This window comes from Allorhizocola rhizosphaerae, from assembly GCF_003426775.1.
Taxonomy (GTDB): Bacteria; Actinomycetota; Actinomycetes; order Mycobacteriales; family Micromonosporaceae; genus Allorhizocola; species Allorhizocola rhizosphaerae.
In genome coordinates this window covers 1-17,282 of sequence record NZ_QJUG01000180.1, presented here as the reverse complement: position 1 = coordinate 17,282, position 17,282 = coordinate 1, and the positions used below count along the sequence as shown (strand labels likewise).

Here is a 17,282-nt window from a genome sequence, read left to right as displayed (position 1 = left end):
CGGGGGCTGCGCACGCCAACCGGGCCCTGGCTGGCCACACTGTCGCAGGTGCTGCAGGAGCCGATGGGCGGCCGGTCGGCCGCGGCCGACCCGCCCACCGAGCGCGACGTCCCAGCCCCGGCCCGAGCTGGCCATATTCAAGCCCGCAAATCGCGTGCGGCCCGCCGGGCCGTGGCCGCGGGCGCAGGCCGCGTGGCGATCCATTAGGTTCTTGGCCAAGAGCTCACGTTTTGCCACGGCCACGAGGGAGATTGGCCGATCATGTGAGCTGTAATCAACCGGCGATTCCCGGCTCGGAGATGTCGGCCCTCGGCCGCCACACCGCGCCCCGGAAGAGCCGGCCGCTGGACAATGGCGTGAATGAGGCAGGAAGCCAGCATGAACGAGTCAGCTCATCCGGTCGACCGCGCGGGTCTGCGGTCTCGTGTCCAGCGGGAGCTTGAGCGCTTCCTGGCCGCGCAACGGGCGCACATGCACAGCATCGACGACGACCTGAGCCCGCTTGCCGATGCCGCCGAGGCGTTCGTCCTGGGCGGGGGCAAGCGGTTGCGCCCGGCATTCGCCTACTGGGGCTATCGCGGCGCGGGCGGCCCCGATCAAGACGGCGTGATCACGGCCGTGGCCGCGCTTGAGCTCGTGCAAGCGGGCGCGCTGATCCACGACGACCTCATCGACGCCTCCGACACCCGGCGGGGCGAGCCGTCGGTGCACCGCAAGTTCCACAACCTGCACACGCAGCGGCTGTGGCACGGCCGCGCCGACCAGTTCGGCGGTGCGGGCGCCATCATCATCGGCGATCTGTGCCTGGTGTGGTCCGACGACATGCTCTACCGCAGCGGGCTCGACCCGGCGGTGCTCGCCCGCGCACGCCCGGTCTTCGATGTCATGCGCACCGACGTCATGCTGGGCCAATACCTCGACGCGATATCGCAGGCGCGCGGCGACACGTCGCCCGAGCGGGCGGGGCTGGTCGCGCGGTACAAGTCGGCGAAATACACGGTCGAGCACCCGCTGCTGTTCGGCGCCGCGCTGGCCGGGGCCGACAGCGAGCTGAAAAAGGCGTACTCGAGTTTCGGCCTGCCGCTGGGCGAGGCGTTCCAGCTGCGCGACGACGTGCTGGGTGTGTTCGGCGATCCGGCCGAGACCGGCAAGCCCGCGGGCGACGACCTGCGCGAGGGCAAGCGCACCTACCTGGTCGCGTTGGCGCTGGAGCGGGCCACCGGGCCGGGCGACCGGGAGCTGCTCATCAAGGCGCTGGGCAACCCCGATCTCGATGTGGAGGAGGTGCTGGCCGTGCGCGAGGTGATCGTCCAATCCGGAGCGCTGGCGGCGACCGAGGCGCGCATTGAGGAGCTCATGACGACCGCACTGGCCGCGCTCGATCGGGTCGAGCTCGACGGTGAGGCCACGACGGTGCTGCACGAGCTTGCCGCGGCAAGCGTTTATCGAAGCACCTGACGGAACGACTCGTAGTGGTCGGCGGTGTAGTACACGTCGCCGCTCTTGCCGATCACGAGCCTGCGCGCGCCGCGGTCGCGTGAGCCCGGGGTGGGCACGGTGAATTCGCGGTAGTAGCCGCGCTCCCGCTTGGGCAGCAGACCCTCGTTGTTGCCGAATATCGAACCGTCTTTCTGGTACGGATACGGCCCACCCTTGTCGATCAGTGCGAGCGTGTCATGTGCCTGACTGGGCAACTCCCCCACGGCCACCGTGGGCAGGCCGGACACGGGTGTCGACTGGGCCACCGGCGCCTGCGGCGAATCCGAGAAGGTGACGAATCCCGCGATCGCGGCCACGGCGAACGCCACGAGAGCCGTGGCCAATAGCAGGTAGCGAGTCCGGCGTTCCACACCCGTGACCATAATCGACCCGTGCGGTGGAAGTGGGTGGGCTTGGGCGGGGGCGTGCTGCTCGCGGCTTCGGCCTGGCTCGCGGGCGCCCTGCTCCAACCGGTGCCGACCCAGCTCACCTGGCGGTTCGTGCTCGGGCTTGCCGCGTGGGTGGCCGGAGCGGTCGTGGTCTCCGTCGCCTGGCGGCGCGGTGGCGGTACCCCCCTGATGTTTCTGCCTTTGATTTTCAGCCCGCCGCTGGGCAGCCGGGACGTCTACGCGTACACCTGCCAGGGCTGGCTCTGGCTGCACGACATGGATCCATATCGGGTCGGTGCGGCCACCGGCGGCTGCCCATGGACGGCGTCGGTGCCGCAGATCTGGCAGGACACGCCGGCGCCCTACGGCCCGCTGGCGATCGCGCTGTCGGGCCTGGCCGCCGCGACCGGCAGCCAGATCGGCGCGCTGATCGTCCTACGTGGACTGGCGCTCGCCGGCGTGGCGATCCTGGCATGGCAACTTCCCAAACTTGGCGGCAGGGGCGCTCTGCTGCTCGGTGTGTTCACGCCTCTCGTTGCCGTGCATGGGATTTCGGGCGCGCACAACGACATGCTCATGGCCGGGTGTATCGTCGCCGCGCTCGCGTCGGCGAAGACGCCGATCAGAGCGGGCCTGTGGATCGCGGCCGCGATGGCGATCAAAATCACAGCGATCGTCGCGCTGCCGTTCGTGCTCATCCTGATCGGCAGGCGCTGGTGGACGGCCCTGGGCACGGCCGTCGTCGCATTCGCGACTGTCAGTTTCGCGACAGGGCTCGACCTGGGCTGGATCGCGGCCCTGCGCAACACGGGTGAGCTGGTCCAGTGGAGCTCACTGCCCACGGCCGTGGGCATGGCGTTCGGCTACATCGTGGGACCGCAGGCCGTCACCGTCGCCCGCGTCATCGGCCTCATCGTGCTCGCCGCCCTGGCCGTCTACGCCGTTCACAAGGCACGCCAAGGCCATGCGATTGTCGCATGTGGAGGATTGCTCGCGGCCACGGCCTTGCTCGGCCCGGTCTTCTACCCGTGGTACGCCATCGCCGCGCTGGCCATCCTCGCCGCGTCGACGGCCGTCCCACCAAAGTGGATAGTCATCCCCACGCTGGTCTGTGCGTTTCTCACGCTGCCCAACGGGCACGGCATCCCCGCTATGACCAAGGCCCCCGGCGCCTACGCGGTCACCATCCTCCTGGCGATATGGGTCTTCAGAACGCTACGGCCTGCGCGCGGCGCTTGACCTCGCGCGCCATGTCGCCGCCGAGCGCCTCCGCGGGGGTCCCCGGAAGGGTGTCGTCGGCGGTGTAGAGCCACCGCAACGCCTCTTCGTCGTTGAACCCGGCGTCGTGCAGCAATGTCAAGACACCGGGGAGGTGCTTGAGCACCGTTTCGTTGGCCACGAGCTCGGCGGGCACCACGCGTATCCCGTCGCGGCGAACGGCCAGCAGCGAGCCGTCTTTGATCAATTGGTGAACCTTGACGATCGTCGTGTCAAGCCGCTCGGCTACGTCCGGCAGGGTCAGCCAATGCGCTGTTTCGGTCACATTTACTACGATGCCACGTCGCGGGAGGCGACCCCATATGAACCCCTGGCAATCGCTGAGGGCTGAAGTTGTCGGAGTGATCCGCTCGATGCGCTACGACCTCGCGCTGAAGCGGGCGCGCCGGCGGATGAACGCCGACACCATGGTCCTGCCGATCATCAAGATGCGAAAGGGCAAGCGCCGCACCGTTTTCGCGGCCGGCGCGGTGCTGGTGCCGGTCGCCGGATTCAGCGGGTACCTGGCCGTGGCCAGCGGGCTGGACGCCCTGGTCGCCGAGGCGGGCACGCCCAACGGACTGCCGCACGTCGCCGCGCCCCGCCCACCGGCGCCTTCGCCTTCGCAGAGTTCCGAGCCGGGCTCGGCCCCGCCTGTCGAGCCGCTGATGCCCCCGCAACGGGTGAAGCCCTCGCCCTCGCGGATCGAAACCACCCCGACGATCTCACCTCCCGTGCCCACCCCGGCGCCGACCGCCACGTGCAGTCCGACCCTGACCCCGAGTCCCAAACCGACCCCGAGTCCGAGCCCGACGTCGAGTCCGTCACCCACGCCGACCTCCAGTCGGACGCCCTGACACGGCCGGGTGTACGAACTTGGGCACAGGCTGACTTAGACTCGCGAGCGATGAGCATTCAGGTGGCCGATCCCCTCATCGGGACGCTGGTTGACAGCCGCTATCGCATCCGTGGCCGGGTGGCCAGGGGTGGGATGGCGACCGTCTACACGGCGCTCGACGAGCGGCTGGAGCGCACCGTCGCGCTGAAGATCATCCATCCGGGTCAGGTGCGCGACACCACGTTCCTCGATCGCTTCACCGACGAGGCCAAGACGGTCGCACGGCTGACCCACCCCAACGTCGTCGCCGTCTACGACCAGGGCACCCACCACAACCTGCCCTACCTGGTGATGGAATATGTGCGCGGCCGCACGCTGCGCGACATCCTCGCCGATCGCCGCCGGTTGACCCCCGCCGAGGCCCTGGCCGTGATGGAGCAGGTGCTCTCGGCCCTGGCCGCGGCCCACCGGGCCGGCCTGGTCCACCGCGATGTGAAGCCGGAAAACGTGCTCGTGGCCGAGTCGCCCAGCGGTTCGAGCCTGGTCGATGCCGTGGTCAAGGTCGCCGACTTCGGCCTGGCCCGCGCCGTCGAGGCCTCCGCCGAGGACCCGGAGGCGGGCCAACTCATGGCGACCGTGGCCTACGTCGCGCCCGAGCTGGTGGCCGAGGGCCTCGCCGACCCGCGCAGCGACGTCTACAGCGCCGGCGTCATGCTGTTCGAGATGCTCACCGGGCGCGTGCCCTATGACGGTGACCGGCCCGTCGACGTGGCCTGGCAGCACGTCGACCGCGATGTGCCACCGCCGTCGCGCTACGCGGCAGCGCTGCCGCCGTCCATCGACGAGCTCGTGCGCTTGGCGACCCGGCGCGACCCGTCCGCCCGGCCCACCGACGCGGGTGCGCTGCTCGTCTCGGTGCAGGCCGCACGCGAGGGCCTGGCCGGGGGCAACGCGGCGACGCAGCGCCTCAAGCCGGTGGTCCAGCCGACGGTCATGGTTAATCAGGTGGAGGACCGGCCGTCGTGGGCCCGCCTACCCGCGCCCACCCCGCCGCGCAGCCGGGCGTCGCGCCGCAGGCAGGTGACACTCGCCGACCGGCTGCGCGACGTGCACCGGCGCATTGTCAACGATCCCAACGGGCGCAGGGCGCTTGCCGCCGGCCTGGTCGGCGTGCTGCTGCTGATGGTGATCGGCGGGTGGTGGCTGGCCTTCGGGCGCTATGAGGCGGCACCCGACTTCCAGCTCAAGACGCGCGACCAGGCGGTCGTGATGGCCGAGGCCGCGGGGCTCCAACTCCGGTTCGATGACGGGGTCTTCCGCGAAGACGTGGCCAAGGACACGGTGCTGGGGCAAAATCCGCCGCCGGGCGAGCGTGTGGTCAAGGGAGGGACGGTCACGCTCACCCTTTCCAAGGGGCCGGAGCGCTATCTGGTACCGAATGTGATTGGCAAGGCCAAGGACAACGCCATTGGCGACCTGAAGGCCGAGCCGTTCAAGCTGGTGGTGAGCGAGGGTCCGCCGCAATACAGCGACACCGCGCCCGTCGGCACCGTGATCGCGACCAACCCCGAGGTCGGCAAGGAGATCAAGCCCGGCCAGCCGATCCAGATCATCGTGAGCCAGGGCCGCGCGCCGATCACCGTGCCGCCCGTCATCGGCATGCAGTTCGCCGAGGCCGAGAAGCTGCTCAGGGACATGAAGCTCAAGGTGACCCAGGTGCTGGTCAACGACAGCACCAAGCCGCGTGGCGAGGTGCTGGAGCAGTCGCCCGCGCCCGGGTCCGGCGTGGAGGCGGGCCACACCGTCGAGCTCAAGGTCAGCAACAACGTCAACATGGTGGCGATGCCCGACATGCGCAACTGGCGGTGCTCGGACGCCGCCGCGCACCTGCAGAGCGCCGGATTCCAGGTCGAGGTCGAGGGCAACGTGATCGACCGGACGTTCGGCACGGTGCGCGGGCAGAACCCGGAGGCGGGCAAGCCCGTGCAACAGGGACAGCTGGTTCGCATCACGTGCAAGCAATAGGCGCGCATACCCCGTTCAAGACCGCCCTGTCCTATGTGGACAATGTCGGTGCCACCGCGCTGCAGGTGTATGTCGGCAACTCGCGCGGGTTCGCCCGCCCGCCGGGCGATCCCGAAGCCGACGAGGCGTTCCAGAAGGGTTGCGCCGAGCGCGGCATCCCGGCCTTCATCCACGCGTCGCTGATCATCAACATCGGCTCGCCCACGCCCGCGACCGTGGCGCAGTCGCGTGAGGTGCTCAAGCACGCGGCCCAGCGGGCGCGCGAGATCGGCGCACAGGGCGTCGTGTTCCACGCCGGTTCGGCGGTCGACGCCACGCACTACCGGGCGGCCATGCGACAGGTGCGCAAGGTGCTGCTCCCCCTGCTCGACTCGGGCGCACAGCTGCTGGTCGAGCCGACCGCGGGCGGCGGGCGATCGCTGGCCTCCCGCGCGGAGCACCTGTACGACTACTTCGCGACCGTGCGCGACCACCCCAATCTGGGTGTGTGCCTGGACACGTGCCACGCCTGGGCGGCCGGGCACGACATCGCCGCACCGGGCGGCATGACCGAGCTGCTCGACGCGTTGCCACCCGGGCGCCTGAAGCTCATCCACGCCAACGATTCCAAGGACGGGTGCGGTTCGCTGCGCGATCGGCACGAGACCGTCGGCAAGGGCATGATCGGATCGGCGGCCTTCGCTGAGCTACTCGCCCATCCGGCCACCCGGGACGTGCCGATCATCGTCGAGACACCGAGCGGAAAGTCAGGCGAGGGGCACGCAGCGGATATTGCGCTGCTCAGGAGCTTGCGCGGGTCCGCGATTTAGGGTTACCTTACTGAGGTAAGGCTCCCCTCATACAAAGGTGACACCGTTGTTCGTGTGTATCTGCGCTCGGGTGCGCGAAAACGAGGTCCGCGCGGCCATCAAGCTGGGCGCCCGGTGTGAAGAAAGCGTCGGCGAGGCGTGTGGCGCGGGCACGAACTGCGGGAGTTGCCTTGACCGGATCTGCGACATGATCGAGGAGGAATCGGCCGACACGCTCGTGGGTGTTAGCGCTTGATCGACCGGTGCGCTTATATTTGCCCGTATGCAGGGCGATAAGCGCGTCATTGAGCTGCTCAACGAGCAGCTCACCGCCGAACTCACGGCCATCAACCAGTACTTCCTGCACGCCAAGATGCAGGACAACTGGGGCTACACGAAGCTCGCCAAATACACCCGGCACGAGTCCATCGACGAGATGAAACACGCGGAGAAAATCACCGACCGCATCCTCTTCCTCGACGGCCTGCCCAACTATCAGAAGCTTTTCGCGCTGCGCATCGGCGAGACCGTCAAGGAACAGTTCGAGTGCGACCTGAAGGTCGAACTGGAGGCCGTGACGCGGCTGCGCGGCGGCATCGAATACATGCGCTCGATCGGCGACGTGACCTCAGCCAACCTCTTCGAGGAGATCCTTGCCGACGAAGAGCACCACATCGACTACCTGGAGACCCAGCTCGGTCTGATCAAGTCGCTGGGCGAGCAGCTCTACCTGCAGAACGTCACCGAGCACCCGGAATAACCTTGCGCAGCGCGTCGATGGCGCGGTCGACGGCCGCGTCATCGACGTCCAAATGGGTGATCATCCGGATCGTGCGGGGGCCGGTCGCGCCGACCCGCACGCCCATCGCGAGGGCCTGCTCGGCCACGGGCGGGGCATCGACCTCCAGATCCAGATAGACGATGTTGGTCCCGCCCCACCGGCTCCACGGTTTCAGGGCTTCTGCGAGGCGTCCCGCGCGCTCGTGGTCTTCGGCCATGCGGTCGATGTGGTGATCCAGCGCGTACAGCCCGGCGGCCGCGAGGATGCCCGCCTGGCGCATGCCGCCGCCCAGACGCTTGCGGATGAGCCGGGCCCGCCCGATGAGCTCCGTGCCACCGATGACGAGTGAACCCACGGGTGCGCCGAGCCCCTTGGACAGGCACACCGAGATGGTCGTGAACAGCCGGCCGTAGGTGGCAAGCGGGATGCCCGTGGCCACGTGTGCGTTCCAGATGCGGGCGCCGTCGCAGTGCACCGGCAGGCCCGTGGCGTGGATCTGATCCAATGTGGACAGCGGGGTGATGGCTCCGGCGTTGACGTTGTGCGTCTGCTCGACCGCGATCGCTCGCGTCGGCGCGTGGTAGTAGCCCGCCTCCCGGATCAGGCCGGGCGAGAACTCGCCGCTCCACGTGCGTGTCGTGATGCCGCCGAACATCGCGGCGGCACCCGCCTCGTAGGCCAGGATGTGCGCGTCGTATTCGCACAGCAGGCCGTCGCCCGGCGAGAGCAGGCTTTGCAGCGCGATCTGGTTGGCCATCGAGCCCGACGGGGTGAACAGGGTCGCCTCGTGGCCGAACAGTGCGGCGACCCGCTCCTGCAGCGCGTTGATCGTCGGGTCCTCGCCGAACACGTCGTCGCCCACCTCGGCCGCGGCCATGGCCTGCCGCATGCCGGGTGTGGGCTTCGTTACCGTGTCCGAGAGGAAATCATCCACGTAGCATCTCCGCCACGAGGAAGGCCAGCTCCAGCGACTGCTGGGTGTTCAGGCGCGGGTCGCAGGCGGTCTCGTAGCGGCCCGGCAGGTCCTCGTCGACGAGCGCCTGCGCGCCACCCAGGCACTCGGTCACGTCCTCGCCGGTGAGCTCGATGTGGATGCCGCCCGGGTGGGTGCCGAGCATCTTGTGCACCTCGAAGTAGCCGAGCACCTCGTCGACGATCCGGTCGAAGTGGCGGGTCTTGTAGCCGTTGGACGACTCGTGCGTGTTGCCGTGCATGGGGTCGCACTGCCACACCACCTTGGCGCCCATCTCGCGGACGGACTCGACCAGGGCGGGGAGCTTGTCCCGTACCAAATGATTTCCCATGCGGCTGATCAGCGTCAGCTTGCCGGGAACGTTTCCGGGGTTGAGCATCTCGCACAGCCGCTTGACATATTCCGGCGTCGTGCCGGACCCGAGTTTGACACCGATCGGGTTGGACAGGCGCGAGATGTAGTCCAGGTGGGCGCCGTCGAGCTCGCGGGTGCGCTCCCCCACCCACAGGAAGTGGCCGGAAAGCCCGTAGGCGTGGCCGTCGACGACGCGGGTGAGGGCGCGATCGTATTCGATCGCGAGCGCCTCGTGCGCGCAGTACAGCGTGACCGTGCGCAGCGCCTCCTCCTCGGTCATGCCACAGGCGCGGATGAACGCCAGCGCCCGGTCGATCTCGCGCGCGATGGCCTCGTAGCGCTCGCCGAACGGGGACGTGCGCACGAAGTCGCGGTTCCAGTCGTGCAGCGCATGCAGGTCGGCCATGCCGCCGCCGAGGTAGGCACGCAACATGTTCATCGCGGCGGCCGAGTTGGCGTAGGCCCGGATCATGCGCTGCGGGTCGGCCACGCGAGCCGCCTCGGTCGCCTCCAGCGAGTTGATCATGTCGCCCCGATAGGCCGGAAGGCCAAGCGCGTCAATGGGAGACGAGCGCGGCTTGGTGTATTGCCCCGCCACGCGGGCGACCTTCACCACCGGAAGCGAGGCGCCATAGGTCAGCACGACGGCCATCTGCAGCAGCGTGCGCACGTTGGCCAGCAGGTGCGCCTCGGTGTTGTCGGCGAACGTCTCCGCGCAGTCGCCGCCCTGCAGCACGAACGCCTTGCCCTCGCACACCTGGGCGAGCCGGGCCTGCAACTGGTCGACCTCGTAGGGCGCGACGATCGGCGGCACGCTCTCCAGCACGCCGGCGACCTGCTGGACCTCGGCATAGTCAGGCCAGGGTGGCATCTGGGCGCGGGGCAGGTCGCGCCACTTGTCCAAGCCGAGGGCCTCAGCCTCGGAGGGGTCGGTCGTCGGACGGCCCGCGGCCATCCGATCCTCGTGCCATTCACGCATGGTCAATAGCCTACGGCGGGGCACGCGATCACTGGCTGTCGCGTTCCGTACGCTGAGATGCGTGCCTCGGGTACCGGACATTTCGCGTTATAAACTCCATAAGACCGTCGTCGATATCGACCTGCACGGTGTGGTAATCCCCGGCCTGATCGGCCGGTTTTTTGAGCGCCAGGAGGGTGGTTCCATGGCCACCGCGGGCCTCTACAGCCTTTCCGGACAAGAGCTTTTTCTTTCTTGGGGGTACCGGGAAGAGGCCCACTGTTCCTGGACCTCATATCGTCGGAGCGACGGCTGGACCCCACCGCACGAGGGCTGCCCCCGCATCCGCGTGACGAACGGCACGCTGTTCCTACCGGCAGCGGGAAGGCTTGAATACTTCGCGATCAAGCCTTCCCGCGCCGAGAGCACGGCTTCGCCTGAACGGAGTTCTGCGAGGGCTCTTCTGGCCGGGGAGGACGATCCCGTTCTCGTAGGCGAACATCACGACCAGCGCCCGCCCGCGCCGGCCGCACGGCAGACGTCGGCGGCGTGACGTAGAAGCCCTCGTCCACGGCATGAGCGTGTTGACGAGCCGGACCACCGACCGGGCCGCGGTGATGAGAAGGCCGAACGCGCCCAACCGCGGGAAGACCCCGCGATCGCACAGAGCCGATCATGCGCTCGACGCTATGGGCGTAAGCATCGGCACGGCGTCGGACTTCCGGCTACGAGCGAGGCAATGCGCGTAATCCTCAAGTCTCAGCCTCGCCGTCGCTTACGGGCGATGACAGGATAAACAAGTGATTTTCGATCCAGCGGAGCGGTTGATCGACGCCGCTTTCGACGTTCTCACGGATGGCGGGCAACAGGGGCTCACGGCTGAGGCCGTCACGGCGGCGAGCGGCGTGAGCCTCGGCGAGCTCGAAGCCGGTTTCGGCGGCTTCGATGGCCTTGTCGCCGCCGTCTATGGCCGTTGCCTGGGAGAACTGGTCGACCTTATCGTCGCCGAGCTGCACCGTGTGCGCACCGCCGAGCACGGCGTCCAGGCCGTCATCGTCACCTACCTTCGTTTCACGGAGGAGGCCCCCGACGTGGCACGGTTTATGCTCCAAGCCGTCCAGCCGGGCGAACAGATCCAGGCGCAGCGAGCCGCCAAGATGCAGGCCATCGTCAACTGGTTCCGGCCACACATGCGATCCGGTGCGATGGCAAGCATTCCGGAGCCGCTCGTCGAGATGCTGCTGATCGGACCGGTCGCCGAGACAGCGCGGCATTGGCTGGCCGAGGCACCCGGAGTCGACCTCGACGAGGCGATACAGGTGTTGTCCGCGCGCGTGTGGCAGTCGCTGTGTCCACAACAGACACTGACGCTGACCGCCAGGCAAGACCGGTTGTCCGGGCTTAAGCTCGTCCTTCCGGAACACTGGGTGCCCGTGCACGACGTGCTGCTTGAGTCGTTCACCCTGGCGGTGGCGGGGCCGCAAGCGGATGACGATGAAGACTCTCCGGCCGGCCGCGACCGCGCGAACGTGGAGGAGCGGCGGCTGTGGCAGGAGGCCACCACCACTGTCTTCAGCCCAGCCGACGACAGCGGTGGCGAACCGCCCGCGGGGCCGCCGGCCGTCTACGCCGGGCTCTGGGGAGACCTGTTTGAGGCGCCGCCGGGCAAACAAGCGCTTGTCGAGCTAGCGGACCGGATCGCCACCCACTACGGCGAGTACTTCCAATTTCTTCCCGCGAACCCGGGCCACAGCTTGGATTACAGCCGCCGGGCGTTGACCGTCAGTGGGCGGGCCGCGGCGACGGTGTCCTATCGCCTCAGTGGGCAGCACGGCGAAAGCTACCTGCGTGCGGTCATCATCCACCGTGGTGCGGGCGAGGTCTCGTTCGTGTTGGGGCTTTCCCCGTCTGGTACCGACCGGGTCATCATCGACAAGATCCTCGACAGCGTCGAGGCCTTGGAGGACGGCGCGCCGCAGAACGCCTGACACAGTAGTCCGCCCGACCCGGGGCGGAGGCTGGCTGACCGGGTCGGGCGTTGTGGGGGCCGGGCGCTTCGCTCGCCGCATGCCCCGTTATGTGGGGAAGAGAGTGATGCTTGTGGGGAAGGACCTTTGTGGGTCTGGTCCCGCCGCCGGCCGTCCGCGCCCTCACTCGCACACGACCGACAGCGGATTCTTCTACCGGGCCACCGAGCGTGCGAGTTGCTCCGTGACCCGTGCCTCTCGACGTACGTAGGCGATGGACGACGCGGTGAGCGCGAGGCTCGTCACCAGGGCGACGGCGTGCAGCACCGGGTCGGCGACCGGCACGAAGGCCATGACCGCGGCGGGGATCTGCACGGCCGCGATGAGCCCGGCCAGCCACAGCGAACGGCGGCCGCGCGACCAGCTGAACACTGTCCACACCGGAGCGGTCACCACCGCAAGGGTCAGCACATCCAACACGGCGTGAAGGAACGGGTTGGCCACCCGGTCGTGCGCGTAGGCGGAGGCCGGGGCCGAGATCGTGAGCAGGGTTAGCGCGGTTCCGAGGACGATGGCAGCGCGACGCATGGCTCCTCCAGGGATAGATCGGGCAAAACTCCCTGAAAAAAGGGTATGACCGCCCGTGAACGAGCCGGAACCCCTTGTCACATGAGTGAGTAAAGTGCCAGGTGGCAGACCGCTTCCCGGCTCTCAATGGCGTTCGGCGAGCCAGTTGCCGAAGGCGCGCAACCGGTCGTTGAGCGACGCCGGTTCGATGACGTCGATGTCGAGGTTGAGGTAGGCCAGCCAGCGGGCGGCCCAATCCAGGTCGTCGGTACCGAAGCGCAGCTCGCACTCGTCATCGTCGCCTTCGACGACCGTGGCCACGGTCGGGTCGACCAGCTCGCTGACGAGGTCTGCCGACGTGTGCACCCGGACGCGGACGCGATGCCGCCACGGCCCCTGCGCCAGAGTGTCGGCCACAAGCGCAGCGGCGTCCGCCGGCGGCTCGGGCGCTGTGAACCGGGTGCCAAGCGGCTGCACATGTTCGATGCGGTCGACCGCGTAGACCTTCCACTCCGCCGATCCGCGCGGGCATGCGACCAGATACCAACGACGGCGCACGGTCACCAGGCGGTGCGGCTGCACCTCGACCGGCTTGTCATGGCGGCGGATCCGGATCGCCTCGCCCGCGCGGCAGGCGAGCGCCGCGGCCACGAGCACATCCCGCCCGGCCCGGCGCCGGGATGGCCCCGGCAGTGTCTGCACGTCAGCGAGCGCGGCCAGCCGGGTCTGCCAGCGCGACGGCACGACCTGCGTGAGCTTGGCCAGCGCCGTAACCGCAGCGGTCTCGAGCCCTTCGACCGCAACGGCCGTGCGCAGCCCGAGCGCGACCGCGGCGACCTCGTCCGCGTCCAGTAGCAGTGGCGGCATCGTGCGCCCATGCGCGAGCCGGTAACCGCCCGCCGGGCCCGCCTCCGCGTCTATGCGGTAGCCGAGCTCGCGCAGCTGCGCGACGTCACGGCGCGCCGTGCGCTCCGTGACCGCCAGCCGTGCGGCGAGGCTGGGGGCAGAGATGCCCGGATGGGTCTGTAGCAGGGCCAACATTTCCAGGCGACGGCTCGCGGTACTCACCCGGACAGTATCTGACCGGGTTATGCGAGACCGTAGGGTCATGACTCAGAAATCACTGCTCCGGCCGGAAGGGCTCGTGCAATCTCCCGCCTTCACCCACGTCGCTGTCGTGCCGCCCGGCGCGACGACGGTCTACATCGGCGGGCAGAACGCCGTCGACCGCGAGGGCGGACTCGTCGGCGATGGCGATGCCGCCGAGCAGACCCGGAAGGTCATGGAAAACCTGCACGTCGCGCTGGCCGCGGCCGGTGCCACCGTCCATGATTTGGTGATGATGACCATCCTCGTGGTGGACGGCGTCGACCTCACCGAGGCTTACGGTGTCGCCGCCACCGCCCTGCAGGGAGCAGCGGCGCCGGTCACGGTCATGCGTGTCGCCGGGCTGGCCGTGCCTGGCGCGCTCATCGAAGTCAGCGCGATCGCGGCGGTGACACCGTGAGGCAGCGGCAGGTTGGCCACACCCGTGACGCGGGCTGGCAGATCGGGGTGTCCAAGACCATCGATCGCCCGCTCGACGAGGTGTGGGACTTCATCACCTCACCCGCCGGAGTCGCGATCTGGCTGGGCGAAGGTGTCACGGTCCTGCCGGAGCAGGGTGCGGACTACAAGACCGCGACGGGAGTCCAAGGCGAGACGCGCAGCTTCCGCGAGCTCGACCGGGTCCGTCTCACCTGGCAGCCGCCCGGCTGGTCCCACGACACCACGCTGCAACTTACCGTGAGTCCCGCCGGCGAGGGCCGCACGAGACTTGGCGTCCATCAGGAGCGTTTGGCCGACGCGGCCGAACGAGAACAGCAGCGCACCCACTGGAAGCGCGTCGTCAACGAACTCGTCACGGCCCTGACCGGGAGCTAGAGATTCTGATCGGCGATCTCCCGGGCCCGGTCACGCGCGGCCTCCAATGCTGCCAGCAGCGCCGCGCGCACACCGTGGTTTTCCAGCTCGCGGATGGCCGAGATGGTGGTGCCGGCCGGTGACGTGACCGCCTCGCGCAGCTTGACCGGGTGCTCGCCGGAATCGCGCAGCATGACGGCCGAGCCGATCGCGGTCTGCACGATCAGGTCGTGCGCCACCTGCCGGGGCAGCCCGAGCAGGATCCCGGCGTCGGTCATGGCCTCCACGAGGAAGTAGAAGTACGCCGGGCCGGAACCGGACAGGGCCGTCACCGCGTCCTGCTGCGACTCGGGCACCCGGATGGTCGGGCCCAGCGGGCTGAACATCTCCTCGGCCAGGGCCAGGTGTTCGGCGGTGGCGTGCGGTCCCGCCGAGATCGCGGTCATCGCCTGGTCGACGAGGGCGGGCGTGTTGGTCATGACCCGGATGACGGGCGTGCCGTCGGTGAGCCACTTCGTGAAAAAGCTCGTCGGCAGACCCGCACACAGTGAGATGACCAGCTTTTCGCGCGGGATCGCGGGCCCCAGGTCGGCCATGAGCGCGGCCGCGTCCTGCGGCTTCACGGCGATGGCGAGCACGTCGGCCGCGCTGACCGCCGCCGCGTTGTCGATCACCCGGATGCCGTAGCGCTCACGCAGCGCGTCCGCCCGCTCGGCCCGTCGCGCCGTCGCGATGAGCCGGTCGACCGGCCAACCGGCCTTGATCAGACCGGAGAGGAGCACCTCACCAATCTTGCCGGCGCCGATCACAGCGATGGTGTGCATGACAACCCCCAACTGCGTCGATCATGAACTTCTTGTCACGACACTCCGTCGAGCATGGACGTAAGTTCATGATCGACGCAAAGGGGAAGTTTAGCCGAAGAAGACCTCGGCCTCGGCGTAGCGGTGGAGGGGGACGGTCTTGAGCTCCTTGGTGGCCTCGACCAGCGGTACGCGGACGATCTCCGTGCCACGCAGCGCCACCATTTTGCCCCAGTCGCCCTCGTGCACCGCGTCGATCGCCTGCAGCCCGAAGCGGGTCGCGAGCACGCGGTCGAACGCGGTCGGTGTGCCACCGCGCTGGGTGTGGCCGAGCACCACGCAGCGCGCCTCCTTGCCCGTGGCCTTCTCGATCTGCGAGGCCAGCCAGTTGCCGATGCCGCCGAGGCGCACGTGCCCGAAGGCGTCGAGCTCGCCGGTCTGGGTGATCAGGTCGCCGTCGGACGGCATCGCGCCCTCGGCGATCACCACGATCGGCGAGTAGTCGATCTTGAAGCGGTGCGCCACGTGCTCGACAACCTTCTCCAGGTCGAACTTCTTCTCCGGGATCAGCACCACGTTGGCGCCGCCCGCGAGGCCCGCGTGCAGCGCGATCCAGCCGGCGTGCCGGCCCATGACCTCGACGATGACCGCCCGGTGGTGCGACTCGGCGGTCGTGTGCAGCCGGTCGATCGCCTCCATGGCGATGTTGACGGCGGTGTCGAAGCCGAACGTGAAGTCGGTCGCGCCGAGGTCGTTGTCGATTGTCTTTGGTACGCCGATGACCTTCACACCGAGCTCGTCGAGCTTGGTGGCCACGCCGAGGGTGTCCTCCCCGCCGATGGCGACGAGCGCGTCGACGCCAAGGTTGGCCAGGTTGGTCTTGATCTTCTCGACGCCACCCTCGATCTTGAAGGGATTGGTCCGCGACGAGCGCAGGATGGTGCCGCCACGCGGCAGGATGCCCCGCACCTCGGGCACGCCAAGCGGCTTGGTCAGGCCCTCAAGCGGCCCCTTCCACCCGTCCTTGAAGCCCACGAACTCGTGGCCGTAAACCTCCACGCCCTTGCGCACCACGGCACGGATGACCGCGTTGAGACCGGGGCAATCGCCGCCCCCGGTGAGTACGCCGATACGCATTTTGCTTTCCTCCCATGTGGGGATGCGATGGTGGCTCGGCGTCGTTGCCGGCGGGGCCAACCAACTGCGCACTATACATAAAGTGTTCCGTCACTTGGCCATGAGCGCCCGATATCTGGCCAGGTTGTGCCGGGCGTCGACGAGCGCGTCATGGCGCGCGCTCTCCGGCGCCGGCAGCGCGGGCCGACCTCGGTCGTCCCACAGCTGGCGCAGCTCCTTGGTGAACCGCGGGATGGCCCGCGGCAGGGCCGGCATGCCGCCCCACAACTGACAGAGTGCCACGTGGTCGTAGGCCCCGTACCACGCCCACAGTTCGATGGTCTCCTGCGGCCGCCCCCGCAGCGGCTCGCTGAGAAAGTCGAGCAGGTCGTCGCGGATGCGCGCCCGCGAGCGCCACGCCCGGTCGGCCGGCGAGGGCAGCAGGCTCAGCACGTTTTCGCGAACCCACGGAATCGCCTTGCCGGGATCGAATTCGGTGGAGACCGCGTAAAACTCACGACCATATTCATCCACCACACCGATCGAGACGAGATCGATGGTCACTCCATCCTCAATAAATTCGCAATCATAAAAATAGGGATACGCCATTGCGGCTTTCTTCCAGTAATTTTGCGCTCATGACATTCTCGATAGTCGCGCGCTCTGCGAGTGGGCTGGCCCACGGCGTCGCCGTGGCGAGCAAGTTTCTCGCCGTGGGGGCGGTGGTCCCGGCGGCCGAGGGTGGAGTCGGCGCGCTGGCCACCCAGTCCTACGCAAATCTCGCCTATCGACCACAGGGGCTCATGCTACTGCGCACCGGTGTGTCCGCCGGCGACGTGGTCGCCGGGCTGACCGCCGCCGACCCGGCTCGGGCCCAGCGCCAGCTCGGCGTGGTCTGCCGGATCGGCGACGGGGCGACCTTCACCGGCGAGGCGTGCCACGCGTGGGCGGGCGGGCTGGTCGGCGACGGCTTCGCCGTGCAGGGCAACATCCTGACCGGGCCCGAAGTCGTCGAGGCGATGCGCGAGGCCTGGCTATCGTCCGATGTGGACGCTCCGCTGGCGCGGCGGCTGCTCGCGGCGCTG

The 17,282-nt window shown here is 68.6% G+C and carries 22 protein-coding genes; 13 read left to right on the top strand and 9 right to left on the bottom strand.

Annotated elements, in window-relative coordinates:
- Both DM816_RS43060 and DM816_RS30410 read left to right on the top strand, forming a co-directional pair.
- The coding region (locus tag DM816_RS43060) for a hypothetical protein (RefSeq protein WP_211588924.1) at positions 1-207 on the top strand (207 nt) is incomplete at its 5' end.
- 171 nt (positions 208-378) lie between these two features.
- Positions 379-1,458 carry a polyprenyl synthetase family protein gene (locus DM816_RS30410; RefSeq protein WP_117213817.1) on the top strand — a complete coding sequence of 360 codons (1,080 nt, stop codon included), beginning with the start codon at positions 379-381 and terminating at the stop codon, positions 1,456-1,458.
- Here DM816_RS30410 and DM816_RS30405 read toward each other — a convergent pair.
- Positions 1,443-1,850, bottom strand: coding sequence for a guanyl-specific ribonuclease (locus DM816_RS30405; RefSeq protein WP_246002443.1), 408 nt, complete (start codon positions 1,848-1,850; stop codon positions 1,443-1,445). The genes DM816_RS30410 and DM816_RS30405 overlap by 16 nt on opposite strands.
- Before the next feature lie 21 nt (positions 1,851-1,871).
- On the opposite strand from DM816_RS30405, the gene mptB reads away from it, so the two are divergent.
- Entirely contained in the window at positions 1,872-3,107 is a 1,236-nt protein-coding gene (gene mptB / locus DM816_RS30400) for a polyprenol phosphomannose-dependent alpha 1,6 mannosyltransferase MptB (protein ID WP_162908001.1), read from the top strand.
- Here mptB and DM816_RS30395 read toward each other — a convergent pair.
- Positions 3,076-3,450, bottom strand: a complete 375-nt coding sequence (locus DM816_RS30395) for an Rv2175c family DNA-binding protein (protein WP_117213814.1) — start codon at positions 3,448-3,450, stop codon at positions 3,076-3,078. The two genes, mptB and DM816_RS30395, sit on opposite strands and share 32 nt — an antisense overlap.
- Here DM816_RS30395 and DM816_RS30390 point away from each other — a divergent pair.
- Genes DM816_RS30390 through bfr form a run of 5 tightly spaced genes read left to right on the top strand, consistent with a single transcriptional unit; the run spans position 3,449 to position 7,536 of the window.
- Positions 3,449-3,982 (top strand): hypothetical protein, encoded by a 534-nt coding sequence (locus DM816_RS30390; protein ID WP_162908000.1) that lies wholly within the window; start codon positions 3,449-3,451, stop codon positions 3,980-3,982. The two genes, DM816_RS30395 and DM816_RS30390, sit on opposite strands and share 2 nt — an antisense overlap.
- 50 nt (positions 3,983-4,032) lie before the next feature.
- Positions 4,033-5,988, top strand: coding sequence for a PASTA domain-containing protein (locus DM816_RS30385; RefSeq protein ID WP_117213812.1), 1,956 nt, complete (start codon positions 4,033-4,035; stop codon positions 5,986-5,988).
- Positions 5,985-6,797: a deoxyribonuclease IV gene (locus DM816_RS30380; protein WP_425455291.1), complete on the top strand. Its 813-nt coding sequence runs from the start codon at positions 5,985-5,987 to the stop codon at positions 6,795-6,797. The genes DM816_RS30385 and DM816_RS30380 overlap by 4 nt, the downstream gene beginning before the upstream one ends.
- A gap of 52 nt (positions 6,798-6,849) precedes the next feature.
- Positions 6,850-7,032: a (2Fe-2S)-binding protein gene (locus DM816_RS30375; protein ID WP_246002445.1), complete on the top strand. Its 183-nt coding sequence runs from the start codon at positions 6,850-6,852 to the stop codon at positions 7,030-7,032.
- Between the two features lie 27 nt (positions 7,033-7,059).
- Positions 7,060-7,536, top strand: coding sequence for a bacterioferritin (gene bfr, locus DM816_RS30370; RefSeq protein WP_117213810.1), 477 nt, complete (start codon positions 7,060-7,062; stop codon positions 7,534-7,536).
- Here bfr and DM816_RS30365 read toward each other — a convergent pair.
- On the bottom strand, positions 7,517-8,491 hold the full coding sequence (locus DM816_RS30365; RefSeq protein ID WP_117213809.1) for a threonine aldolase family protein: 975 nt from the start codon (positions 8,489-8,491) through the stop codon (positions 7,517-7,519). The two genes, bfr and DM816_RS30365, sit on opposite strands and share 20 nt — an antisense overlap.
- Complete coding sequence (locus DM816_RS30360) at positions 8,484-9,863, bottom strand: class II 3-deoxy-7-phosphoheptulonate synthase (RefSeq protein WP_117213808.1); 1,380 nt, start codon at positions 9,861-9,863, stop codon at positions 8,484-8,486. Before DM816_RS30360 ends, DM816_RS30365 begins: the two co-directional genes overlap by 8 nt.
- A gap of 61 nt (positions 9,864-9,924) precedes the next feature.
- Here DM816_RS30360 and DM816_RS43055 point away from each other — a divergent pair, with 61 nt between their 5' ends.
- Together DM816_RS43055 and DM816_RS43965 are read left to right on the top strand one after the other, a co-directional pair.
- On the top strand, positions 9,925-10,395 hold the full coding sequence (locus tag DM816_RS43055) for a hypothetical protein (RefSeq protein WP_162907999.1): 471 nt from the start codon (positions 9,925-9,927) through the stop codon (positions 10,393-10,395).
- Between the two features lie 247 nt (positions 10,396-10,642).
- Entirely contained in the window at positions 10,643-11,830 is a 1,188-nt protein-coding gene (locus DM816_RS43965) for a TetR/AcrR family transcriptional regulator (RefSeq protein WP_211588923.1), read from the top strand.
- A gap of 192 nt (positions 11,831-12,022) precedes the next feature.
- On the opposite strand, the gene DM816_RS30350 is transcribed toward DM816_RS43965, so the two are convergent.
- A complete protein-coding gene (locus tag DM816_RS30350) occupies positions 12,023-12,397 on the bottom strand; it encodes a hypothetical protein (protein WP_117213807.1) in 375 nt (124 codons plus the stop codon).
- 123 nt (positions 12,398-12,520) lie between these two features.
- Positions 12,521-13,444 (bottom strand): helix-turn-helix transcriptional regulator, encoded by a 924-nt coding sequence (locus DM816_RS30345; protein ID WP_117213806.1) that lies wholly within the window; start codon positions 13,442-13,444, stop codon positions 12,521-12,523.
- A gap of 40 nt (positions 13,445-13,484) precedes the next feature.
- Between DM816_RS30345 and DM816_RS30340 the strand changes: the two genes are divergently transcribed.
- Together DM816_RS30340 and DM816_RS30335 are read left to right on the top strand one after the other, a co-directional pair.
- On the top strand, positions 13,485-13,883 hold the full coding sequence (locus tag DM816_RS30340) for a RidA family protein (protein WP_117213805.1): 399 nt from the start codon (positions 13,485-13,487) through the stop codon (positions 13,881-13,883).
- The gene (locus tag DM816_RS30335) at positions 13,880-14,299 is read left to right on the top strand and encodes an SRPBCC family protein (RefSeq protein ID WP_117213804.1); all 420 of its coding nucleotides are present in this window, start codon (positions 13,880-13,882) and stop codon (positions 14,297-14,299) included. The genes DM816_RS30340 and DM816_RS30335 overlap by 4 nt, the downstream gene beginning before the upstream one ends.
- Here the strand turns inward: DM816_RS30335 and proC are convergent.
- The 3 genes from proC to DM816_RS30320 form a co-directional block, all read right to left on the bottom strand.
- On the bottom strand, positions 14,296-15,102 hold the full coding sequence (proC, locus tag DM816_RS30330; RefSeq protein ID WP_425455290.1) for a pyrroline-5-carboxylate reductase: 807 nt from the start codon (positions 15,100-15,102) through the stop codon (positions 14,296-14,298). The genes DM816_RS30335 and proC overlap by 4 nt on opposite strands.
- A 90-nt stretch (positions 15,103-15,192) precedes the next feature.
- Positions 15,193-16,218 carry a 6-phosphofructokinase gene (locus DM816_RS30325; RefSeq protein WP_117213802.1) on the bottom strand — a complete coding sequence of 342 codons (1,026 nt, stop codon included), beginning with the start codon at positions 16,216-16,218 and terminating at the stop codon, positions 15,193-15,195.
- A 90-nt stretch (positions 16,219-16,308) separates the two neighbouring features.
- Positions 16,309-16,806 (bottom strand): polyadenylate-specific 3'-exoribonuclease AS, encoded by a 498-nt coding sequence (locus tag DM816_RS30320; RefSeq protein ID WP_117213801.1) that lies wholly within the window; start codon positions 16,804-16,806, stop codon positions 16,309-16,311.
- 29 nt (positions 16,807-16,835) lie between these two features.
- Here DM816_RS30320 and DM816_RS30315 point away from each other — a divergent pair.
- A partial coding sequence (locus DM816_RS30315; protein ID WP_162907998.1) for a DUF1028 domain-containing protein occupies positions 16,836-17,282 on the top strand: 447 nt, incomplete at its 3' end.